The organism is Pseudomonas sp. W5-01 (assembly GCF_046540435.1).
GTDB lineage: Bacteria > Pseudomonadota > Gammaproteobacteria > Pseudomonadales > Pseudomonadaceae > Aquipseudomonas > Aquipseudomonas graminis_B.
Window position 1 is genome coordinate 208,822 of record NZ_JAXCIP010000009.1, and the last position, 22,241, is coordinate 231,062.

Annotated in this window: 26 protein-coding genes; 21 read left to right on the forward strand and 5 right to left on the reverse strand. The window is 61.7% G+C overall.

Annotated elements, in window-relative coordinates; genetic code table 11:
* Positions 1 to 48: 48 nt before the first annotated feature.
* The 3 genes from SLW75_RS24375 to SLW75_RS24385 all read right to left on the reverse strand — a co-directional run bounded on the left by SLW75_RS24375 (position 49) and on the right by SLW75_RS24385 (position 1,826).
* Positions 49 to 489 (reverse strand): DUF421 domain-containing protein, encoded by a 441-nt coding sequence (locus SLW75_RS24375; protein WP_065992844.1) that lies wholly within the window; start codon positions 487 to 489, stop codon positions 49 to 51.
* A 7-nt stretch (positions 490 to 496) separates the two neighbouring features.
* Positions 497 to 1,009, reverse strand: coding sequence for a hypothetical protein (locus tag SLW75_RS24380; protein ID WP_410935657.1), 513 nt, complete (start codon positions 1,007 to 1,009; stop codon positions 497 to 499).
* 199 nt (positions 1,010 to 1,208) lie between these two features.
* Positions 1,209 to 1,826, reverse strand: a complete 618-nt coding sequence (locus SLW75_RS24385; protein ID WP_410935658.1) for a glutathione S-transferase — start codon at positions 1,824 to 1,826, stop codon at positions 1,209 to 1,211.
* 254 nt (positions 1,827 to 2,080) lie between these two features.
* Between SLW75_RS24385 and SLW75_RS24390 the strand changes: the two genes are divergently transcribed.
* From SLW75_RS24390 to SLW75_RS24400, 3 genes are all read left to right on the forward strand, one after another.
* Complete coding sequence (locus SLW75_RS24390; RefSeq protein WP_410935659.1) at positions 2,081 to 2,704, forward strand: glutathione S-transferase family protein; 624 nt, start codon at positions 2,081 to 2,083, stop codon at positions 2,702 to 2,704.
* Between the two features lie 158 nt (positions 2,705 to 2,862).
* Entirely contained in the window at positions 2,863 to 3,162 is a 300-nt protein-coding gene (locus tag SLW75_RS24395; protein ID WP_410935660.1) for a hypothetical protein, read from the forward strand.
* A gap of 195 nt (positions 3,163 to 3,357) precedes the next feature.
* Positions 3,358 to 3,870, forward strand: a complete 513-nt coding sequence (locus SLW75_RS24400; RefSeq protein WP_410935661.1) for a GNAT family N-acetyltransferase — start codon at positions 3,358 to 3,360, stop codon at positions 3,868 to 3,870.
* Between the two features lie 44 nt (positions 3,871 to 3,914).
* Here the strand turns inward: SLW75_RS24400 and SLW75_RS24405 are convergent, their stop codons facing one another.
* Positions 3,915 to 4,382, reverse strand: coding sequence for a TlpA family protein disulfide reductase (locus SLW75_RS24405; protein ID WP_192133896.1), 468 nt, complete (start codon positions 4,380 to 4,382; stop codon positions 3,915 to 3,917).
* A 135-nt stretch (positions 4,383 to 4,517) separates the two neighbouring features.
* On the opposite strand from SLW75_RS24405, the gene arsC reads away from it, so the two are divergent.
* From arsC to SLW75_RS24485, 16 genes are all read left to right on the forward strand, one after another.
* On the forward strand, positions 4,518 to 4,871 hold the full coding sequence (gene arsC, locus SLW75_RS24410; protein ID WP_065992834.1) for an arsenate reductase (glutaredoxin): 354 nt from the start codon (positions 4,518 to 4,520) through the stop codon (positions 4,869 to 4,871).
* A complete protein-coding gene (gene wrbA / locus SLW75_RS24415) occupies positions 4,868 to 5,473 on the forward strand; it encodes an NAD(P)H:quinone oxidoreductase (RefSeq protein WP_410935662.1) in 606 nt (201 codons plus the stop codon). Before arsC ends, wrbA begins: the two co-directional genes overlap by 4 nt.
* Before the next feature lie 145 nt (positions 5,474 to 5,618).
* Positions 5,619 to 6,290 carry a DNA-3-methyladenine glycosylase I gene (locus SLW75_RS24420; RefSeq protein ID WP_065992830.1) on the forward strand — a complete coding sequence of 224 codons (672 nt, stop codon included), beginning with the start codon at positions 5,619 to 5,621 and terminating at the stop codon, positions 6,288 to 6,290.
* Between the two features lie 90 nt (positions 6,291 to 6,380).
* A complete protein-coding gene (locus SLW75_RS24425) occupies positions 6,381 to 7,064 on the forward strand; it encodes a GntR family transcriptional regulator (RefSeq protein WP_065992829.1) in 684 nt (227 codons plus the stop codon).
* Positions 7,065 to 7,506: 442 nt separating this feature from the next.
* On the forward strand, positions 7,507 to 8,457 hold the full coding sequence (locus tag SLW75_RS24430; RefSeq protein WP_410935663.1) for a 4-hydroxyproline epimerase: 951 nt from the start codon (positions 7,507 to 7,509) through the stop codon (positions 8,455 to 8,457).
* Positions 8,454 to 9,590, forward strand: a complete 1,137-nt coding sequence (locus SLW75_RS24435) for an NAD(P)/FAD-dependent oxidoreductase (RefSeq protein WP_410935664.1) — start codon at positions 8,454 to 8,456, stop codon at positions 9,588 to 9,590. Before SLW75_RS24430 ends, SLW75_RS24435 begins: the two co-directional genes overlap by 4 nt.
* Entirely contained in the window at positions 9,583 to 9,819 is a 237-nt protein-coding gene (locus SLW75_RS24440; RefSeq protein WP_296313407.1) for a (2Fe-2S)-binding protein, read from the forward strand. Before SLW75_RS24435 ends, SLW75_RS24440 begins: the two co-directional genes overlap by 8 nt.
* A 14-nt stretch (positions 9,820 to 9,833) precedes the next feature.
* Positions 9,834 to 11,081: an FAD-dependent oxidoreductase gene (locus SLW75_RS24445; RefSeq protein WP_410935685.1), complete on the forward strand. Its 1,248-nt coding sequence runs from the start codon at positions 9,834 to 9,836 to the stop codon at positions 11,079 to 11,081.
* Between the two features lie 152 nt (positions 11,082 to 11,233).
* The gene (locus tag SLW75_RS24450) at positions 11,234 to 11,986 is read left to right on the forward strand and encodes an AraC family transcriptional regulator (RefSeq protein ID WP_065992822.1); all 753 of its coding nucleotides are present in this window, start codon (positions 11,234 to 11,236) and stop codon (positions 11,984 to 11,986) included.
* Between the two features lie 394 nt (positions 11,987 to 12,380).
* On the forward strand, positions 12,381 to 13,193 hold the full coding sequence (locus tag SLW75_RS24455) for a transporter substrate-binding domain-containing protein (RefSeq protein WP_065992820.1): 813 nt from the start codon (positions 12,381 to 12,383) through the stop codon (positions 13,191 to 13,193).
* Positions 13,194 to 13,449: 256 nt separating this feature from the next.
* On the forward strand, positions 13,450 to 15,234 hold the full coding sequence (locus SLW75_RS24460) for an aconitase X (protein WP_410935666.1): 1,785 nt from the start codon (positions 13,450 to 13,452) through the stop codon (positions 15,232 to 15,234).
* A complete protein-coding gene (locus SLW75_RS24465) occupies positions 15,227 to 15,892 on the forward strand; it encodes an amino acid ABC transporter permease (RefSeq protein ID WP_065992814.1) in 666 nt (221 codons plus the stop codon). The genes SLW75_RS24460 and SLW75_RS24465 overlap by 8 nt, the downstream gene beginning before the upstream one ends.
* Positions 15,893 to 15,902: 10 nt before the next feature.
* Positions 15,903 to 16,553, forward strand: coding sequence for an amino acid ABC transporter permease (locus SLW75_RS24470; protein WP_410935667.1), 651 nt, complete (start codon positions 15,903 to 15,905; stop codon positions 16,551 to 16,553).
* Positions 16,546 to 17,268 (forward strand): amino acid ABC transporter ATP-binding protein, encoded by a 723-nt coding sequence (locus tag SLW75_RS24475; RefSeq protein WP_065992809.1) that lies wholly within the window; start codon positions 16,546 to 16,548, stop codon positions 17,266 to 17,268. Before SLW75_RS24470 ends, SLW75_RS24475 begins: the two co-directional genes overlap by 8 nt.
* A 25-nt stretch (positions 17,269 to 17,293) precedes the next feature.
* The gene (locus tag SLW75_RS24480; RefSeq protein ID WP_410935668.1) at positions 17,294 to 18,331 is read left to right on the forward strand and encodes a trans-3-hydroxy-L-proline dehydratase; all 1,038 of its coding nucleotides are present in this window, start codon (positions 17,294 to 17,296) and stop codon (positions 18,329 to 18,331) included.
* Between the two features lie 256 nt (positions 18,332 to 18,587).
* Positions 18,588 to 19,505: a dihydrodipicolinate synthase family protein gene (locus SLW75_RS24485; protein ID WP_410935669.1), complete on the forward strand. Its 918-nt coding sequence runs from the start codon at positions 18,588 to 18,590 to the stop codon at positions 19,503 to 19,505.
* A 214-nt stretch (positions 19,506 to 19,719) separates the two neighbouring features.
* Here the strand turns inward: SLW75_RS24485 and ttcA are convergent, their stop codons facing one another.
* The gene (ttcA, locus tag SLW75_RS24490) at positions 19,720 to 20,544 is read right to left on the reverse strand and encodes a tRNA 2-thiocytidine(32) synthetase TtcA (protein WP_410935670.1); all 825 of its coding nucleotides are present in this window, start codon (positions 20,542 to 20,544) and stop codon (positions 19,720 to 19,722) included.
* Between the two features lie 320 nt (positions 20,545 to 20,864).
* Between ttcA and SLW75_RS24495 the strand changes: the two genes are divergently transcribed.
* Both SLW75_RS24495 and SLW75_RS24500 read left to right on the forward strand, forming a co-directional pair.
* A complete protein-coding gene (locus tag SLW75_RS24495; RefSeq protein WP_410935671.1) occupies positions 20,865 to 21,467 on the forward strand; it encodes a Yip1 family protein in 603 nt (200 codons plus the stop codon).
* Between the two features lie 83 nt (positions 21,468 to 21,550).
* The gene (locus SLW75_RS24500) at positions 21,551 to 22,045 is read left to right on the forward strand and encodes a SprT family zinc-dependent metalloprotease (RefSeq protein WP_265388771.1); all 495 of its coding nucleotides are present in this window, start codon (positions 21,551 to 21,553) and stop codon (positions 22,043 to 22,045) included.
* The last annotated feature ends 196 nt before the right edge of the window (positions 22,046 to 22,241 follow it).

Here is a 22,241-nt window from a genome sequence, read left to right on the forward strand (position 1 = left end):
CTTGCGGCGCTGGAAGCTACTCCCATCAGGCCGTGTCGGGGCAGATGATCACGCAGGAATGATCGAGATCTTGCCGTTTCGCTCGAGGATCGCGTACTTGATCTGCTCCACCCGCTCGAAGCCCTGCTCTATTCTGGCGGCCTCCAGAATGTCGTCCTCCTGGACACGGGCCTCGTGCATGCGATGGCGCAGGAACGCGCCGTTTTCGACGATGATCGTCGGCCCCCCATCGATCAGCTTGGCCAAGCGTTTGGAGCGCCGCTTGACGAGGGAAAGGCCGATGTCGATCACCATCAACGTCACAATCACCAGAATCGCATTGGTCACGGAGAAGTCATCGCCCAGCAGCGCTTGCTGCGTGGCTTCACCAATGACCATCAGCAGCACAAAATCAAACGACGTCAGCTCGCCCAATGATCGTCGGCCAGAAATCTTGAAGAGCACCATCAGTGCAAGGTAAATCGCACCCGCGCGTAGTACGGCATCCATTGAGCACCTATGGGTAGATGAACTGAGTGAGGGGAATGTGGCCGCCGCCCACGACACTGATCTGGCTTTTAAACAGCCCGATGCCGTCGCTGCGCCATGAAATGAAAAGCGTGACTTGACCACTCTTGTCGGTAGGGAACGTAAGACTCAAACCTTGGGGGCTGCCCACGGAGCGGACCGGCTGCGGCTGGATAGACTCGATGCTGAAGCCATCCAGCATGGGCTTGCTGATCGACAGCGTAATTTCTTTGCCCGGCTGCCCCGTGGCCTGAACGATCATCGGATTGGTCCCGCCGGCGCGGTGGAAACGCTCGTACTGCACCGTCAGGTCACCCTGCGCACTCACCGTTTCGAGCGAGCTGAGCGGGCCTCTGGAAAACAAACCGAGCAACGTCAGGATGACAACCGCCGTCAGCACATACCAGCCCACCCTCTGGAACCGCCAGACTTTACGCTGCAGCGTAAGGTCCTCGGCTACGGGGTGTACACGGTCCTGCATTTCCTGCTCTAAGAGGCTCATACGCATCACTCGTCGGGACTAGCGATGTGACCGCTTCGGTCTTTGGGAAGTTCTGGTGGGGTAAGCGTGCGCTGCTGATTGCTTGGGGTGTTTGAGGCGGTGAGCTCGTCTTTGAATTCAGCGCTTTGATCAGGCTAGGGACCGCGTTGGGTCAAATTCAGCGATCGAGCCGACCGCCCTGCCGCTCTGGGTTGGGCAATCAACCTTGGGGGTAGCGCTTGAATAGTTCGGTAGCTTCCCAGCGTGCCGCATGTGCCTGCAACGCCGGGAAAGCATCCGCCTTGACCACATCAGCGACCATCAATTGAATGAACGACCAGGCGACGGCACTGGTGATATCGATCTGCCCCGGCCGATCTGGCAGAACCGAAACCGGTTGTCGCTCCGACAATTGGGTATTCCACGCGCGGCAAGCAGCCAACAACTGCTGCGTTACCCGCTCCAGCCAGGGCTGATGGCGTTTTTCCTCTGGTCGCAGTTGGTATTCGTAAACGATCTGCACTGCTTTTTCGCACGCGGCCAATGCCAGCCCCAAGGTCCGCAGCGATGCGGCCAGAGGCAAGGCCTGGTGTGGCATCAATTTTTGCTCAGCCGGGCTCAGCGCCTCGAAGTAGTCGATGATCAGCGTCGAATCCATCAACACGCTACCGTCATCCAGCACCACACTTGGTGCCTTTACCACCGGGTTGATCGCACCGAATGCTTCGTACTCGCTGAATACCGAAAGCGCTGAGTGCTCGAACGGCACACCCATGACATCCAGCGAAATCGCCACACGGCGAACATAGGGGGAGTCCAGCATTCCAATCAGTTTCATAAAGCGCACTCCTTTCTAGTGGGATCAATCCTATTTATTGGCTTTGCGGCAGAGTGTTTCCAGGGAGTACAGGCGATGTCGTTAGGCTAAGAGCGTCGGTTGACTGTAGCGAAGGTACGCCAGAAGGTCGGGTTAGATACCCAAATATCACGCAGTCGGTCGCAGTTGGCCAAGAGCAGACTCTGGACAACCCGCTCCACAGGGCGGAGGGGTCAGCAGATCATACCAACCACCGCGAAAGATGAGGACATGCCATGCTGCGCATATTGGGTAAGGCATCGTCGATCAATGTGCGAAAAGTGCTTTGGGCCTGCGCCGAAATGGAGATCCACTACGAGCGGGTGGATTGGGGCTCTGGCTTCAGGTCGACGCACACAGCTGAATTCCTCGCGCTTAATCCCAACGCCATGGTGCCGGTCATTCAGGACGATGACTTCATTCTTTGGGAGTCAAACTCGATCATTCGCTACTTGGCGGCTCGCTACAACGGCGGCCACCTCTATCCGACCGACGCGAGAGCCAGAGCGCGGGTGGATCAATGGATCGATTGGCAAGCCTCAGAGCTCAACAAGTCCTGGAGTTATGCCTTCATGTCGCTGGTCAGACATTCTCCCGAGCACCAGGAAAGCCATGCATTGGCGGCCGCGTGCAGCAATTGGTCGCGGCATATGGAGATCCTCAATCGACAGCTTGATGCAACTGGGGCCTATGTCAGCGGCGATGAGTTTTCTCTCGCAGACATCCCGATTGGTCTGTCGGTTAATCGGTGGTTTGAAACACCCTTTGCTCGTCCTGCACTTCCTGCCGTGAATGACTACTACGAACGCTTGAGTCGCCGAACAGGCTACCGCCTGCACGGAAGAAACGGGACGCCATGACGTATGTCTCAGTTGGATGCTCTATGCGAGGCCGATTCCTGCCCATAGCGACAGGCCGGAACCGACCCGAAGCAGTCTTTCGCTTTTGACAGTCTGAAAGTTTATGTAACCTCGCGAAATCCGTCCGCAAATTCGTTCTAATGCCCAGAATATTTTTCATGCAGACTGCTCAAACTAGGCTACTCGCGCTTGCACTGATAGAGATCAGGACGTCGCTGGCTGATTATCTGGGCAGTGATGTAGATGCTCCAATCAGCGTCCGTGTCGCGGCCCATATGGCCTATGCGCTCCACAATGAGGCGGAGGCTGCATACAGCAACGCTGACTTTCAACTCGACTGTGCGACCCAGAAAATAGCCGTAATTGATCAAATTCTTGGTGTTTCGGATGGAGCCGCATTGCTGAGTAGATTTGACGTGGAAGACGAAATCAATCCGGATTACGCCCCATCTCGATGACCGCTTATGGCCGGTAACGGACGCTGGCGACAACCCACTATTTGCCGCCAGCGCACACCAACGCTCTAGCTGATTGGACTCAGTGTGGTTTCGTCTTCATCATGAAATCACAGATTCGCAAGAAACAGGCTCCCGGCAAGATAGGCGCCAACAACCCAAAGATGCCATCGGGAAAGCAGGTAACGAGAAGAGACTATGGACATGTCAGACGTCAAGCTCGCCCGGGTAACGCGCGCCGATATCGACGAGCTTCTCCACGCCAACCGGGAAAGCCGGGACTATCACGGCCGCTGGGTACAGCCGTTCATAACCGCTTCAGGCTTCGAGGAGTGGTACTCCGCTCAGACCACAGGCGCTAGCGTTGGGCTGCTGGCTCGCGATACCGAATCGGGTCACATTGTTGGAGTGACCAACCTGAGCCAGATTTTCTATAAAGGATTTCAGAACGCGTACCTCAGCTACTGGGGCATGGTCTCGTTTGCCGGGAAGGGAAGAATGTCCCAGGCGGTGGAACTGACGACGCGGTACGCCTTTGAAGAGCTGGGTCTTCACCGTATCGAGGCCAATATTCAGCCTGAAAATCTGCGTTCAATCGCGCTGGTCAAACGTCTCGGATTTCGGAAAGAGGGGTTCTCCCCGAAATACCTTCAGATCGCCGGAGTCTGGTGCGATCACGAGCGCTGGGCGCTTCTGGCCGATGAGCGTTAATCAGCGAGCAATCCCGTTGTGAACCTAAGCTGACTTGATCTGCCTCAGCCCTTCCCCTTCAACTCCGCCAGCTTCTGCATCACCCCCGCCGCCGTCTGTTCGCCCATCAACTGCTCACGCACTTTGCCCTTGTCGTCGATGATGTAGGTCACCGGCAGGGCTTCACTTTTCGGCAGGTCGTAGTGATCGGCCGGGTCCTGGGCCAGCACGGTGAAGGTGATGCCCAGCGCTTTGCTGGCGCTCTTCAGGTCTTCGCCCTGAAGGTTGTCGAAATTGACGCCGAACACGCTGACGTTCTGCCCTTTGACCTGCTCGGACAACTTGTTCAGTTCGGGGATTTCAGTTCGGCACGGACCGCACCATTCAGCCCAGTAATTGACCACCAGCCAGTGTTTGTCGACGCGGCTGCTGGCGACTTTCTCGCCATTCTGGTCCGTGCCCAGATCCACGCCGCACCCGCTGAGCAACAGACTTCCAATCAGTGCTGCCGCCGCCGCCAATCGCCTTGCCATGATGCTGTTTCCTTCTGGATGCTCTTTCTTTCTAGAGAGACGCGACGCCGGCCGCGCATCGCTCGCCGCGTGTTACCGGTCGTTACCGTGACGCAGGTAGAATAGCCGCCACCTCAGGCAAGATGCGACCCGCAAATGACCGATCTCACGCTTTATCACAACCCGCGTTGCACCAAATCCCGTGGCACGCTGGAATTGCTTGAAGCCCGCGGCCTGACGCCGACCATCATTCATTACCTCGAGACCCCGCCCGATGCCGCGCAACTGCGCGAGCTGCTGGGCAAGCTCGGCATCGGTGCTCGCGGACTGCTGCGCACCGGTGAAGACGAGTACAAAACCCTGAACCTGGCCGACACCGGCCTGAGCGACGAGCAACTGATCGCCGCCATGGCGGCCCATCCCAAGTTGATCGAACGCCCCATTCTCGTCGTCGGCGACAAGGCTGTAATTGGTCGTCCGCCGGAAAACATTCTGGAGATCCTGCCATGAGCGCGCCGTACATTCTGGTTCTGTTTTACAGCCGTAACGGCGCGACCGCGGAGATGGCGCGGCAGATCGCCCGTGGCGTCGAGATGACCGGCATGGAAGCGCGGCTGCGCACGGTGCCGGCGGTGTCTACCGACTGCGAAGCCGTGGCGCCGAGCATTCCGGAGGCCGGCGCGTTGTACGCCACACTGGATGATCTGAAAAACTGCGCGGGCCTGGCCTTGGGCAGCCCGACCCGCTTCGGGAATATGGCCGCGCCGCTGAAGTACTTTCTCGACGGCACCAGCAACCTGTGGCTGACCGGCGCACTGGTGGGCAAACCGGCCAGCGTGTTCACCTCCACCGCCAGCCTGCACGGCGGCCAGGAAACCACGTTGCTGTCGATGCTGCTGCCCCTGCTGCACCACGGCATGCTCATCAGCGGCCTGCCCTACAGCGAAGCGGCGCTGATCGAAACCCGTGGCGGCGGCACGCCTTATGGCGCCAGTCATCACGCCGGCGCCGACGGCAAGCGCGCGCTGGATGAGCACGAAACCACGCTGTGCCGTTCCCTGGGTCAGCGGCTGGCGAAAACCGCGCTGTTGCTCGATCCGCCCAAGGGCTGATAGCTCAAGGCGTTGCTCGCGCGCGATTGCTGGAACCCCTTGCTCAAACCGGGTCAAAACACAGAGCCCTTGCCGGGGTTCTGCGTCAGCACTCGGAATGTGCTACGCCAGCAATCGCGCACATGAATTTTGTTTTGGAGAGGGCATGCAAGACTACAAATGGCTCCATGAATACTGCCTCAACCGCTTTGGTTCCGTCGCCGCCCTCGAGGCGCATTTGCCGACTCCCGCCACGCCGAAAAAACTCAAAGCCCTCAGCGACGACCGGTATCTGTCGACCATGGCGCTGCGGGTTTTTCGTGCCGGCCTCAAACACAGCCTGGTGGACGCCAAATGGCCGGCCTTCGAGCAGGCCTTCTTCGGCTTCGATCCGGAAAAGGTCACGCTGATGGGCGGTGATCACCTTGAACGCCTGATGCAGGACGCGCGGATCATCCGTCACCTGGGCAAGCTCAAAAGCGTGCCGCGCAATGCGCAGTTGATCCTGGACATCGCCCACGAACATGGCAGCTTCGGCAATTTCATCGCCGAATGGCCGGTGACCGATATCGTCGGGCTGTGGCGTTACCTGTTCAAACACGGCAATCAGATGGGCGGGCTGTCATCGCCGCGCTTTTTGCGCATGGTCGGCAAAGACACCTTCATTCCCAGCAATGACGTGGTCGCTGCGCTGAATGCGCAGAAGATCGTCGACCGCGTCCCCAGCAGTCAGCGTGATCAGGCGGCGGTGCAAGCGGCGTTCAACCAGTGGCATGCGGACAGCGGCCGGCCGATGTGCCAGCTGTCGATGATGCTGTCGTACACGGCAAACCATTGATCGTTTTGCCGGTGGAGTGAGCAGACACAGCGCGTAACAAATCGGAGGTCGTATACAATATTCGGCATCCGCCCTTTTCGAGTCATCTGCGTGCCTTTTCTTCTTCCAGACGCCCCCAACCTCGGTGTCGCGCCCTCCGCGTCCGAGGTCATTGCCAAGTACCTGCGCGAGTCGATCATCTCCGGCCAGTTCGCCGAGGACGAGCCGATCCGTCAGGACGACATCGCCCGCGTGTTCAACGTCAGCAAGATCCCCGTGCGTGAAGCGCTCAAGCGTCTGGAAGCCGAAGGGCTTGTGCAATTCCAGCGCAACAAGGGTGCCGTGGTCACGCGGATTTCCGAGCCGGAGCTGGCGCAGATCTTTGAAGTGCGGGTGTTGCTGGAGGTGCAAGCCATCCGCCTCGCCGTGCCGCGAATGACAGCTGCTCAGCTGGACCGGGCCCGGGCCATTTGTGACGAATTCATGCGCGACGACGACATCGGGCGTTGGGCCGAGCTGAACTGGGCGTTTCACACCTGTCTGTATGAAGCGGCGCAGCGGCCGTTTCTGCTGAACATGATTCGCTCGATCCACGACAAGGTTGAACGCTACCTGCGGGTGCAGATGAGCTTTGAAGAAGGCAAAGAGCGCGCCGACCTGGAACACCGCGAAATCCTCAAGGCCTGTGCCGATCGTGACGTGGACAAAGCGGCCGAACTGATCGAGCACCACATCATTGGCGTCTGCCGAACCCTCTACGCCCACCTGCCTCATGCCGTGCTCAGCGAGATCTGAACGAATCGTGGCTATGCCGATTTCGTCATTGGCGAGGGTGAAATCGGTCAAGACCCTGGACGTCGTTCGCGGCACTCTTGCCTCAATAGTGAAGTTGCTCCGCGCCGCGATCTGTAAACCGGTTGTACAGCGCTTTTTGTAGGACCGGATTTAGCCGGGAAGAGGCCAGTGTGAACACCATAAATCTCGGGTGTGACGACCGACGCCTTCCCGGCTTAAGCCGGTCCTACAAGGGATCGTCGTAGCCAGTTACGTCGGGGTGTACGCAGCGCTTTTAGTGGGACCGGCTTTAGCCGGGAAGAGGCCAGCGTGAACACCATGAATCTCGGGTGTGACGACCGACGCCTTCCCGGCTGAAGCCGGTCCTACAAGGGATCGTCTTAGCCAGTTCCATCGGGTGTACGCAATAGCCAGTTCCAGACTCAGTCCGACAGGGGAATACATGAAACGCATCCAGATCCTCGATTCTCACACCGGCGGCGAGCCGACGCGGCTGGTGCTCGACGGGTTTCCCGATCTCGGGCGGGGCAGCATGGCCGAGCGGCGTCAGCGTCTGGCTGAGCAGTTCGATGACTGGCGCGCCGCCACCGTGCTCGAACCCCGCGGCAGCGATGTACTGGTCGGTGCGCTGTTGTGCGAGCCGGTGGATCCCGGGGCCTGCGCCGGGGTGATCTTTTTCAACAACAGCGGCTACCTGGGTATGTGCGGCCACGGCACCATCGGGCTGGTGGTGTCGCTGGCGCATCTGGGCAAGATCGGCCCCGGCGTGCACCGCATCGAAACCCCGGTCGGCACGGTTCAGGCCACGCTGCACGAAGACCGCTCCGTGAGCGTCGACAACGTGCCCTCCTACCGCTACCGCAAGGACTTCGTCGTGGAGGTGCCTGAACTGGGCAGCGTGACCGGCGACATCGCCTGGGGCGGCAACTGGTTTTTCCTGATCGCCGACCACGGCCTGAGCGTCGCCGCCGACAACCTCGACGCCCTCACCGACTACACCTGGAAGGTCCGGCAGGCGCTGGAAAACCAAGGCATTCGCGGTGAAGACGGCGGCGTCATCGACCACATCGAGCTGTTCGCCGACGACACTCACGCCGACAGCCGCAACTTCGTGCTCTGCCCCGGCAAAGCCTACGACCGCTCGCCCTGCGGCACCGGCACCAGCGCCAAACTGGCGTGCCTGGCGGCGGACGGCAAACTTCAGCCCGGTACGCTGTGGCAGCAGGCCAGCGTGATCGGCAGTCAATTTGAAGGCAGTTTCGTCTGGGAACACGGCGCGCGGCAGGCGGGCGATCGCATCGTGCCGACCATTCGCGGCCGTGCGTACATCAGCGCCGAAGCCACTTTGTTGCTGGACAACGAAGACCCATTCGCTTGGGGCATTCGCTCGTGACCGACGCCGCCACCCTGCAAGGCCAGGCCGCCGATGTGATCGTCATTGGCGGCGGCATCGTCGGCGCGGCGTGTGCGGACGAGCTGGCGTCTCAGGGTTTGCATGTGCTGGTACTGGATTGTCAGCGCCCCGCCTCGACCGCTGCGGGCATGGGCCATCTGGTGGTGCTGGACCACAGCGCGGCCGAGCTGGCGCTGGGGGAATATTCGGTCAAGGCCTGGCGCGAGCTCGCGCCGCAGATGCCGGACGACTGCGCGATGCGCACCAACGGCACCCTGTGGCTGGCCTGCAATGAAGAAGAAATGGAAGAAGCCGAGCGCAAGCATGCGGCCCTGAGCGAATACGGTCTGGCGTGCGAGTTGCTGTCCGGCGCCGAACTGGCAAAGGCCGAACCGTCATTGCGATCCGGCCTGCTCGGGGCACTGAAGGTCAGCGGCGACGGCATTCTTTACGCGCCCAACGCCGCGCGCTGGTTGTTGCAGCGTCAGTCTTCGCGAGTGGTTCTGCGGCAAGCGGAGGTCGCTGAAGTTCAGGGCAACCGGGTCCGCCTCGCAACGGGAGAATGGCTGCAAGCCCCGGCCGTTGTGCTGGCCAGCGGCATCTATGCCCGCGAACTCTGTCCCGATTTACCGCTGCAAGCCAAGAAAGGCCACCTGCTGATCACCGACCGTTACCCCGCGCAGATCACCCATACGCTGGTTGAGTTGGGCTACGTCACCAGCGCCCACAAGGGCAACGGCCCGTCGGTGGCGTTCAATGTGCAGCAGCGCCCGACCGGCCAGCTGTTCATCGGCTCATCGCGCCAGTTCGACAACCACGATCCGCAAGTCGATGCGGCCATGCTCGGACGGATGCTGCGTCGGGCGACGGATTTTCTCCCAGGCCTGGGCGAGATGAACGGCCTTCGCAGCTGGACCGGCTTTCGCTCCGCCAGCCCCGACGGTCAGCCGCTGATTGGCGAGCACCCGCATCAGCCCGGCCTGTGGCTGGCGGTCGGGCACGAAGGCCTCGGCGTTACCACGGCCACCGGCACAGCCCGCCTGCTCGCTGCGCAAATGCTGCGCACTCGACCGCCCCTCGACGTTGAACCCTACCTGCCGCAACGCTTTATCGGAGCCCGCGCCCATGCCTGAATTGAGCATCGATGGTCAGCCCTTTCGCTTCGCCCAAGGCACCACGGTGGCCGCCGCGCTGATGTCGAGCGGCGATCGTTGCAGCCGCACCTCGGTCACCGGCCAGCGGCGCGCGCCCTTGTGTGGCATGGGCATCTGTCAGGAATGCCGGGTGAGCATCGACGGCCTGCGCCGGCTGGCGTGTCAGACGATCTGCCGCGACGGCATGCGGGTCGAGACTCAGCCATGAGCATGAGCATGAGCATGACCGAGCATGTCGATCTGCTGATCATCGGTGCAGGGCCGGCGGGCATGGCGGCGGCCCTGGCGGCGGCGCCTCGCGGGCCGAGCATCGCTTTGCTCGACGACAACCCGCTGCCAGGCGGGCAGATCTGGCGCGACGGCCCCAACGCCCAAGTGCCGAAACAGGCTCAGGATATGCGCACGCAGTTGCAGGGGTTCAGCAACGTTCGCCTGCACAGCGGCTGCAAGGTGGTCGCGCTGGCCGGGGCGAAGCGCTTGCTGCTGGAGGACGCCGAGCGGGGCTGGGTGTTGAGTTACGACAGGCTGATTCTGTGCACCGGCGCGCGGGAGCGACTGCTGCCCTTCCCCGGCTGGACCCTGCCGGGCGTCACCGGCGCGGGCGGTTTGCAGGCGCTGATCAAAGGCGGGCTGGCGGTCGCTGACGAACGCATCGTGATTGCCGGAACCGGCCCGCTGTTGCTGGCCTCGTCGGCGACCGCGCAGAAGCATGGCGCCGAGGTCGTGCGCGTTGCCGAGCAGGCGCCCTTGAGCGCCGTCGCCGGATTTGCTGCCGGGCTGTGGCGCTGGCCGAACAAGGCGATTCAGGCGATCACCCTGGCCAGTGCCGCCTATCGAACGTCGGCCCATGTGCTGGCGGCGCTGGGTACGGATCGGCTGGAAGGCGTGCGCGTTCAGGTCGGTGACAAGGTCGAAGAGCTGGCCTGCGAGCGTCTGGCCTGCGGTTTCAGTCTGGTGCCCAACACCGAGATCGCCCGCGCATTGGGCTGCACGCTGCGGCATCAGGCCATCGTGGTGGATGAGTGGCAGGCGACGGGTTTGCCCGATCACTACGCCGCGGGTGAATGCACCGGTTTCGGCGGCAGCGAACTGGCGTTGGTGGAGGGGCGCATCGCCGGGCTGGTGGCGGTGGGTGAACGAGATAAGGCCCGAGGGTTGTGGGCTGAGCGGCAGCGCTGGCAAGGTTTTGCGGATCGGTTGAACAAGGCCTTCAGCCTGAACCCGGCGCTGAAACATCTGGCGGCGCCGGACACGCTGGTCTGTCGCTGTGAGGACGTGCGTTACGCGGACCTGGCTGCACATGGCAGCTGGACCGGCGCCAAACTCGCCACCCGCTGCGGGATGGGCGCGTGTCAGGGGCGGATCTGTGCCACGGCGGCGCAGACCTTGTTCGGCTGGGAACCCCCCTTGTTGCGCCCGCCCTTCAGCCCGGCGCGGATCTCCACCCTCGCCTGTCTGGATGATATTTAAAGTGATTTGATATTTAAAGGGGACTGATTTATTTACAGCGCTTCACCGTAAATCAATCTGTCCCCGCAGACCAGTCGCCCCCCGACTAGCCGCCGCATCCAACATCCCGCATCATCGATCCCATTCCCGACCCGGCCGTCCCGCCCGTGAACATGATCGACGTCCTCCTCACCACGCCCTTGCACGACCTCGACCAACTGCTAGCCAGCCTGACGTTGGTCGCGCCGCTGTTCGATACGATTCCCGGTGTGGTGTTCTTCGTCAAAGACGCCCACGCGCGTTATGCACTGGTCAACCAGACGCTGGTGCAGCGCTGCGGTTTCAAGGAAAAAAGCCAGATCGTCGGGCTGACCGCCGAGGAAGTGTTCCCCGCGCGCTTCGGGCCGTTGTATACCGCCCAGGACCGCCGGGTGCTGGCCGATGGCAGGCAGCTCAGCGATCAGCTGGAGCTGCACCTTTATTACGGCAATCAGCCGATCTGGTGCCTGACTCACAAGATCGCCCTGCGCGATCAACACGGCGCGATCATCGGGCTGGCGGGCATTTCCCGTGACCTGCAAATCCTGCAGACGACCCATCCGGCGTATCAGAAACTGGTCGAGGTCGATGCGTACATCCGCGAACACTTCGCGCGGCCCATCACCCTTGAGCAACTGACGGCCATTGCCGGGCTCTCCATCGCCCAACTGGAGCGGCACTGCAAACGCATCTTCCAGCTCACCCCACGGCAGATGATTCACAAGGCGCGGCTGGGTGAAGCGTCGCGGTTGTTGCAGGAAGACCTGTCGATCACCGAAATCGCCCTGCGCTGCGGGTACACCGATCACAGCGCGTTTAGCCGCCAGTTCAAGGCGCTGACCGGAGCGTCGCCGAGTGAGTATCGGGGTTCGCAAAGGCGCATCTGAATTCGCTGCTCCCCCCTGGATGATCGCGGTATTTGTGTAGGACTGGCTTTGGCCGGGAAGAGGCCTGTGTGAACACCCTGAATCTCGGGTGTGAAGACCGACGCCTTCCCGGCTAAAGCCAGTCCTACGGTGACCGCAGTCCCGGTGGTTTATCGCGGTGCGGCGGAATGTGGCGACTACCGCACTGCAACGTGCATCAATGAAGCACGCTGCGGATTCTTGCTCCTTTATGTAACACCGTCCCGCGCTCCTGAAATACCCATCCAAACCCCGGCCCGCTGATCCAGAGCCCTGCACGACCTACTGGCAAAACAGGCACGCTGCGTGCATATCAAATATCGTATACGAAATTACTTATCCGGCCGTTTCTCCCTTTGCACGCACCGAGGCTTCTATGAAAAACCAAGCTGTCGCCGTCGCCCTCCTCGCCGTCATGAGCTCATCCTTTATCAACACCGCGTTGGCCGACAAGCTCGATGACATCATCGACTCCGGCAAGCTGCGCTGCGCCGTGACCCTGGACTTCCCGCCGATGGGGTCCCGTGACGACAAGAACAACCCGGTCGGATTTGACGTCGATTACTGCAACGACCTGGCGAAGGTACTGGGCGTCACAGCCGAGGTGGTGGAAACACCGTTTCCGGACCGCATTCCTGCGCTGGTTTCAGGCCGCGCCGACGTGATCGTCGCGTCGACCTCGGACACCCTGGAGCGGGCGAAAACGGTGGCGATGACCATCCCCTATTTCGCCTTCCAGATGGTGGTACTCACCCGCGACGACGCCGGCATCAACAGCTATGACGACCTCAAGGGCAAGGATGTCGGCAACACCAGCGGCACGTTCGAAGCGATCGCCCTGGAGAAGGATCAGAAGAAATGGGGCAGTGGCAGTTTCCGCGCCTACCAGACCCAGAACGACACCATCCTCGCCGTCGCCCAGGGCCATATCAAAGCGTCCGTCGTGACCAACACCGTCGCCGCCGCCACGCTCAAATCCGGCAAGTACAAAGGCCTGAAGATCGCCGGCAATGCGCCCTACACCATCGACTACGTTTCCCTTGCGGCGAAGCGTAACGAGTACGGGCTCATTCATTACCTGAACCTGTTCGTGAACCAGCAAGTGCGGTCCGGGCGCTATGCCGAGCTGTATGAAAAGTGGGTGAGTGGCAAGCCGGTAGACCTGACCGTGCCGGGCGTCTATTACTGAGGGGAACGATCGGAGGGCGCGGACCGTGTAGGAGCGTGGCTTGTCCCGCGATCTAGCGCGAAGCGGCAGCAAGACCGTCGAGCATGCTGATTCAGTGACGCCGCGGTTGTAGGTTTTACGACGACTGCGTCGCCGATCGCGGGACAAGCCACGCTCCTACAGGGCTACGCGTCCCGTCTGAATCATTCGCGGAACCTGAACCAGGAACCCATCAGCGTCACCCGCTAAAAGCGATTCACTCACTCAGGAGCCCACGATGTCTGAAGTCTCGTTGAACGGGCGCTGTCTTGTCGCCGGCAGCGCCCAGGGCGAATTGCTATACGCCGACGTGGGCCTGAGTTTCTGGGGCGGGGTCGAGCCGTTTACCGGTGAAGTGATCGACCGCCATCACCCCCTCAGCGGTCAGTTCATCAATGGCCGGGTGCTGGCCATTCCCAGCGGGCGCGGCTCGTGCACCGGCAGCAGCGTGTTGCTGGAACTGATCCTCAACGGCCACGCGCCGGCCGCACTGGTCTTCGAACGCGTGGAAGACATCCTCACCCTCGGCGTGCTGATCGCCGAACAGATGTTCGGCCATTCGATCCCGGTGATCAGCCTCGGCGAAACGGGCTTTGCGGCCCTGCAGAACCTTGCTTTCGTGCGGGTGGAAGATGACCGCGTGAGCGGCTTCGCCTGGCTGCCGCCGCCACTCCCTCGCGATCAAAAAAGTCTGATACGTCAGCGCCCGATCACCCAGATTTCACTCACCGAAACCGATCAGGGTTTTCTCGACGGCGCTTACGGCAAAGCCGCGCAGGTGGCGATGGGCATCATCCTGCGCATGGCCGAGCTGCAGGGCGCGACGGAACTGCTGGACATCACCCAGGCGCACATCGACGGCTGCATCTACACCGGGCCGGCCAGCCTGCGGTTCGCCCGACAACTGGTGGCCTGGGGCGCCAAGGTCCGCGTGCCCACTACCCTCAATTCAATCTCCGTGGACAAGCGACGCTGGCGCGAACTGGGCGTTGATCCGGCCCTCGGCGAACCGGCCAGTCAGCTGGGCGATGCCTATCTGGAGATGGGCGCGCGGGTGAGTTTTACCTGCGCGCCGTACCTGCTGGACAGCGCGCCTGAGCTGGGCGAGCAGATCGTCTGGGCCGAGTCCAATGCGGTGGTGTACGCCAACAGCGTGATCGGCGCGCGCACCCTGAAGTACCCGGACTACCTCGACATCTGCATCGCCCTCACCGGCCGCGCGCCGAAGATCGGCTGCCACCTGACCCAGCAACGTCTGGCGACCCTACGCATCGACGTCCCTGTCCTGGACGGCCTAGACGACAGCTTCTACCCGCTCCTCGGTTATCACGTCGGGCTGCTGTGCGGCGCCACGATCCCGGTGATCTGCGGCCTTGAGCACAAGGCGCCGACGCTGGATGACCTCAAGGCCTTCGGCGCGGCGTTCGCCACCACCTCCGCTGCGCCGATGTTTCATATCGCCGGCGTAACGCCCGAAGCCACCACTGCGGAACTGGCGCTGGGCGGGCAAGCGCCGGAACAAACCTTGAGCGTCAGCCCGGCGGACTTGCTCCACAGCTGGCGCGAGCTGAACAGCGCGCAAACGCCGGAAGTGGACGCCGTGACGCTGGGCAATCCGCATTTTTCCCTGAGCGAATGCGCAATGCTGGCGCACCTGTGTGGCAGCCAGCGCAAGCATGACAACGTGGCAATCGTCGTGACCTGCGGCCGCGCCACCCTGGAGCGCGCGCAACAGGCCGGCTACGTCGACACGCTGGAAGGCTTCGGCGTGCAGTTCGTCACCGACACCTGCTGGTGCATGCTCGGCGAGCCGGTCATCCCGCCGACCGCACGCAACCTGATGACCAACTCCGGCAAATACGCGCACTACGCCCCCGGACTGGTGGGGCGTCGCGTGCATTTCGCCAGCCTGGCCGAGTGCGTCAACAGCGCGATCACCAGAGTCGCCAGCGGTCGCCTGCCGATCTGGCTGCAGGCCGCTGCCCTTGCCGCCGATGCCGCCGAGGCCAGCCCCCATGTTTGATTACAACTTCCACTGGCGCGCGGCGTTCAAGGCGCTGCCTGACATGCTCAACGGCGCGTGGGTCACCTTCGAAACCGCCGCGCTGTCGATGATCCTCGGCGTCACCATCGCGCTGTTTCTGGTGTTCATGCGCCAGGGCAAAAACCGCCTGTTCCGGGGGTTCGCGGCCACCTGGATTTCCATCGCGCGCAACACACCGTCGCTGTTTCAGGTGTACATCCTGTATTTCGGCCTGGGCTCATTCGGCCTGCACATCAGCTCGTGGGCCGCCTTGCTGGCGGGCATCACCATCAATAACGCGGGCTATCTGGCGGAGAACTTTCGCGGCGGTCTGAAGGCCGTGCCCGACACGCAATTGCGCGCCGCCCGTTCGCTGGGCATGAGCGCGCCCCAGGCCTATCGGCTGATCGTCATTCCGCAGTTGCTGCGCATCGTTTTCTATCCGCTGACCAACCAGATGGTCTGGGCCGTGCTGATGACCTCGATGGGGGTGATCGTCGGCCTCAACAACGACCTCACCGGCGTGACCCAGGATTACAACGTCAAGACGTTCCGCACCTTCGAATTCTTCGCCATTGCAGCGGTGCTCTATTACCTGATCGCCAAGCTGATCGTGGCCGTTGCCCGGCTGCTGTCCTGGCGGCTGTTCCGGTACTGAGGAGATGGGCATGTTCGAGAGCACGTTCAGCTGGAACGACCTGCAATTCATGCTTCAAGGCGCCTGGGTCACGATTTTGCTGACCGTGGTGTCGATGTTCATCGGCACGCTGGCCGGGGTGGTCTGCGGCATGGCCCGCGCCCTGCTGCCGCGCAGCACGATCCCGCTGGCCTGGGTGCTGGACGTGTTTCGCAGCGTGCCGTTGCTGATCCAGTTCGTGCTGTTCAACGCGCTGAAAAGCATCGTCGGCCTGAACTGGAGCGCCTTCGCCGTGGCCTGCGTGGTGCTGGGCCTGTACGTCACCGCTTACTGCACGGAGATCGTGCGCAGCGGCGTGCTGTCGGTGCCGCTCAGCCTGCGCCGCGCCAGTCGTTCCCTGGGCCTGACGTACTGGCAGGACTTGCGCCAGGTCGTCATGCCGATGGCCACCCGCGTGGCGTTTCCCGGCTGGATCAACCTGCTGCTGGGGGTGATGAAAGACACCGCGCTGGTGATGTGGATCGGCATCGTCGAACTGCTGCGCGCCTCGCAAACCATCGTCACGCGCATTCAGGAGCCGCTGTTGGTGCTGTGCATCGCCGGCCTGATTTATTACGTCATGAGTCTGGTGGTCGCTCGCCTGGGCGCCCGGCTGGAAACGAGGTGGCAGGAAAATGATTGAGATCGACAACGTGCACAAGTCATTCGGCGAGCTTGAGGTCATCAAGGGCGTGAGCCTGCAGGTGAACAAGGGCGAAGTGGTGTCGATCATCGGCGGTTCGGGCTCGGGCAAGTCGACCTTGCTGATGTGCATCAACGGCCTGGAATCGATCAAGAGCGGCAGCATTCGCGTCGACGGCACCGAGGTTCACGCCAGGGGCACGGACATCAACAAGCTGCGGCAGAAGATCGGCATTGTCTTCCAGCAGTGGAACGCGTTCCCCCATCTGACGGTGCTGGAAAACGTGATGCTCGCCCCGCGCACGGTGCTGGGCAAAAGCAAGGCCGAAGCCGAAGCGCTGGCGGTCAAGCAGCTGACCCATGTGGGCCTGGGTGACAAGCTGAAAGTATTCCCCGGCAAGTTGTCGGGCGGCCAGCAGCAGCGTATGGCGATTGCCCGGGCGTTGGCGATGTCGCCGGACTACATGCTGTTCGACGAAGCGACGTCGGCCCTCGATCCGCAGCTGGTGGGCGAGGTACTGGACACCATGCGCATGCTGGCCGAGGACGGCATGACGATGATTCTGGTGACCCACGAAATCCGCTTCGCCCGGGACGTGTCGGACCGCGTGGCGTTTTTCCGCAACGGGCTGGTGCACGAGATCGGCACGCCGGATCAGGTGATCGGCAACCCGCAACGGCCGGAGACGGCGGATTTTTTGCGATCAATCAACTAGAGCCTGCTCAGGAGGATTTTAGGTCATGCGCTCATCGAAAGTGATTCATGTGGTCAGTTGTCACGCCGAGGGTGAGGTGGGCGATGTGATTGTTGGCGGGGTTGCGCCGCCTCCCGGAGAGACGATCTGGGAGCAGTCGCGCTGGATCGAGAAGGACAACGTGCTGCGCAATTTCATGCTCAATGAGCCCCGCGGCGGGGTCTTCCGCCACGTCAATCTGCTGGTGCCGCCCAAGCACCCGAAGGCGCAGATGGGCTGGATCATCATGGAGCCGGCCGACGTGCCGCCGATGTCCGGCTCCAATTCCCTTTGCGTGGCGACGGTGCTGCTGGATAGCGGGATTCTGCCGATGACCGAGCCGGAAACCCGGCTGATACTGGAGGCGCCGGGCGGCCTGATCGAGGCGATTGCCCAGTGCCGCGACGGCAAGGTGACGAGCGTCGAGGTGCACAACCACCCTTCTTTCGCCGATCAGCTGGACGTGTGGATCGAGGTGCCGGGTTTGGGTTCGGTTCAGGTCGATACCGCCTATGGCGGCGACAGTTTTGCCATCGTCGATTCGGTGAAGCTGGGCTTTTCGTTGACCGCCGATGAGGCGAAGGACCTGGTGGACACCGGCCTGAAAATCACCAAAGCGGCCAACGAGCAACTGGGTTTCAGCCACCCGTTGAACACGGACTGGAATCACATTTCCTTCTGCCAGATCGCCGCGCCGGTGAGTGTTGACGGTGGCGTGGCCCATGCGGCGAACGCGGTGGTGATTCGCCCGGGCAAGATCGACCGCTCGCCGTGCGGCACCGGCTGTTCGGCGCGGCTGGCGGTGTTGCATGCGAAGGGTCAGTTGAAGGTGGGGGACCGGTTTATCGGACGTTCGATCATTGGCTCGGAGTTCCACTGCAAGATCCAGAGCGAGACTGAAGTGGCCGGGCGCAAGGCGATCATCCCGAGCCTGTCCGGGCGGGCGTGGATCACCGGGACGCACCAGCACATGCTCGACCCGAGCGACCCGTGGCCGGAGGGGTACAAGCTGAGTGATACGTGGCCGGTGGGGTTGACGTTGTGAGATGAACGCGGTCCCCGTAGGAGCGTGGCTTGTCCCGCGATCGGCTGCGAAGCGGCAGCGAGACCAGTGAATGAAGGGTGTCAGTTACGCTGCCGTTGCAGGTTTTACGGCGACTGCGTCGCCGATCGCGGGACAAGCCGCGCTCCTACAGGGGATCGGGGCGGCCTGAAGTACTGATTAAACGCAGCAATCGTTGAGCGTGATTCGTCCGAAATTAAACGTATACGAAATACCTTTATCCAATCAGGAGTCAATCATGAGCCAGTCCGTATCCTGGAGCGGGGTCTTCCCTGCCGTTACCACGCAATTCAACGACGATTTCTCCCTCAATCTGGAGGCGACCCACAAGGTCATTTCCAACCTGGTGCGCGATGGCGTTTCGGGGCTGGTGATCTGCGGCACCGTCGGGGAAAACACCTCGTTGAGCGTCGCTGAAAAGATCAGCCTGGTGGAAGCGGCCAAAGACGCCTCGGCCGGGCGCGTACCGGTGATTTCGGGCATTGCCGAGTTCACCAGCGCCAACGCCAGTGCCGTCGCCAAAGAAGTGCAGAAAGCCGGCGCCGACGGGATCATGCTGATGCCGGCGCTGGTGTACTCGGCCAAGCCTTTCGAAACCGCCACGCACTTCCGCACCGTGGCCGCCGCCACCGACCTGCCGATGATGGTTTACAACAACCCGCCGATCTACAAAAACGACGTGACGCCGGACATCCTCATCTCCTTGGCGGACTGCGACACCATCGTGTGTTTCAAGGATTCGTCGGGGAACACCAACCGCTTTATCGACGTGCGCAACGAAGTCGGTGATCGCTTCGTGCTGTTTGCCGGGCTCGATGATGTGTTGGTGGAGAGCGTCGCCGTGGGCGCGGTGGGCTGGGTGTCGGGGATGTCCAACGCCTTTCCGAAAGAGGGCGAGACGCTGTTCCGTCTGGCCAAGGCCGGGCGTTTCGCCGAGGCGATGGCGCTGTATGAGTGGTTCATGCCGCTGCTGCACCTGGACGCGCGTCCGGACCTGGTGCAGTGCATCAAGCTGTGCGAAGCGATCATGGAACGCGGCAGCGCCCTCACCCGGCCACCGCGGCTGGCGCTGCCGGACAGTGATCGGGAATATGTCGAGAGATTGATGAAGACCGCATTGGCGAACAAGCCGGTGTTGCCGGATGTGGGGTTGTAACCCGCGCTTTGATGGGGTGAACGAATACGTGAGCCCCGCACCATCTTCGGTAGGAGCGTGGCTTGTCCCGCGATCTGGCGCGAAGCGGCAGCAAACTGACAACTGCGGGGAGTCAGGTGCCCCGCGTTTGCAGGTTTCACGACGACTGCGTCGCCGATCGCGGGACAAGCCACGCTCCTACGGTTCTGCGGCGGATGAGCCGTCGCATTCGCCCTTACACACTCACCACATTCACAAACCGCGAGGCGGCGGTGTCGTCGATGCGCAGGTTGGTAAAATCGAACAGGTTGCGGTCCGCCAGTTGCGACGGCTGGACGTTCTGCAGGCTGCGGAAAATCATGTCGGAGCGGCCCGGGGTTTTGCGGTCCCATTCCTGCAGCATGTCCTTGACCACCTGACGCTGCAGGTTTTCCTGGGAGCCGCACAGGTTGCACGGGATGATCGGGAATTGCTTGATGTCCGAATAGGCCTGAATGTCCTTCTCGGCGCAGTAGGCCAACGGACGAATCACCACGTTGCGGCCATCGTCGGCGCGCAGCTTGGGCGGCATGGCCTTGATGCTGCCCTGGAAAAACATGTTCAGGAAAAACGTCTCGACGATGTCGTCACGGTGGTGACCGAGGGCCATTTTGGTCGCGCCGATTTCATCCGCGAACGTATACAGCGTGCCGCGACGCAGGCGCGAACACAGCGAGCAGGTGGTCCGGCCCTCGGGGATCAATTCCTTGACCACCGAGTAGGTGTCTTTCTCGACGATGTGGTACTCGACGCCCAATTGCGCCAGGTACGCCGGCAGGACGTGCTCGGGGAAGCCTGGCTGCTTCTGGTCCATGTTCACCGCGACGATGTCGAAGTGGATCGGCGCGACTTTCTGCAAATGCATCAGCACATCCAGCAGCGTGTAACTGTCCTTGCCGCCGGACAGGCAGACCATCACCTTGTCGCCCTCTTCAATCATGTTGTAGTCGGCCACCGCTTCGCCCGCGAGCCGACGCAGACGCTTCTGCAGTTTGTTCTGATTGACTGAAAGGGTGCCCATGGCGCTGGTATCCGCTCGCTGTGGTGTGAAGTGAGGTGGGGAAAGGGTCGGCATTTTACGCAAAAAGACCGCCTCGGGTAATGGCCGTTGCGGGTTCGATCGCGGTCGATTTCGGAGGGTCTCTGATCGCTAACCGCTATTAGCCGCGTGTTTGAACACCTCAATCGCTCTAACGCATCCGGTTTTGGAGTGATCAGCTTTCTATACTGACCTGAGAGGTCCCAGCCATTTCCCTTGCTCGACTGAGACCTTGTCCTGACGGCATCTGGCGGTCAGGCGCTGCGTCGCAAGCGCTGACACACTTCACGGGAGTAACGGACATGATCCATCACGTCTTGGGGCTGTTCACCCACCCCGATCAGGAATGGCAACAAATACGTAGCGAAGGTGAAGAAACCATCGGCCATATGTACCTCACCCACACGCTGATACTGGCAGCGATCCCGGCGGTGTCGGCGTACATCGGCACGACGCAGGTGGGCTGGCAAATCGGCGACCGCGCGCCGGTCATGCTGACCAGCGACAGCGCAGTGTGGATGGCGCTGATGTCGTACATCGCCATGCTCGCCGGGGTCTTCATCATGGGCGGCTTCATCCACTGGATGGCGCGCACCTATGACGCGACGCCCAGCCTTGCGCGCTGCGTCGCCTTTGCGACCTATACGGCGACGCCGCTGTTCCTCGGCGGGCTGGCCGCGCTGTACCCGCACATGTGGGTGGGGATGATGGTCGGGCTGGCGGCGGTTTGCTACACGGTTTACCTGCTGTACGTCGGTTTGCCGGTGTTCATGGGCGTCCACCCCGACGAAGGCTTCATGTTCTCAAGCTCGGTGCTGGCGGTCGGGCTGGTGGTGTTGGTGGCGATCATGGCCTTTACGGTGGTGCTGTGGGGCGTCGGAGTCGGGCCGGAATTCACGAACTGATTCAGGGTGACCATTCGGCGCCTGGGGTTTTGGCGGTACATGAGCTTTGCGGCATACTCGCCTCCTCTGGAGACCGATGAAACATGCTCGAACCTCTCAACACCCGCGTCGAATCCTGCTACCAGCAAGCCGAAGACTTCTTCAAACGTCCCTTCAAACGTCCGGTGGTAAGCGTCAAGTTGCGCGGCCAGAAGGCTGGCGTAGCCCACCTGCACGAGAACATGCTGCGCTTCAATCCGCAGCTGTACCTCGAAAACAGCGAAGACTTTCTGCGCCAGACCGTCCCCCACGAGGTCGCGCACCTGGTGGCTCATCAACTGTTCGGCGACACCATCCAGCCCCATGGCGAGGAATGGCAGCTGATCATGCGCGGCGTCTACGAGCTGCCGCCGAACCGTTGCCACACCTACGAAATCCAGCGCCGCAGCGTGACCCGCTACATCTACCGCTGCCCGTGCCCGGAAAGTGATTTCCCGTTCACCGCCCAGCGCCACAAGCTGGTGCGCAAAGGCCGCCGGTATCTGTGCAAGCGCTGCCGGGAGATTCTGGTGTTCAGCGGCGAGACGCGGGTGGAGTGACTCCCCGCTTTCTCAAGTGGCTGCAAGTAAGTCTTCGCGAGCAAGCTCGCTCCCACAGGATTGGAGTGGACTGGGGACTTTGTTGAAGCCACTGAGGTTGCGCACGAGTGACCGGGGTGGACTCGGGATCTTGGTAACGCCGCTGGACTTGTGGGAGTGAGCTTGCTCACGAAGGGGCCAGGGCAGTCAGCAATTT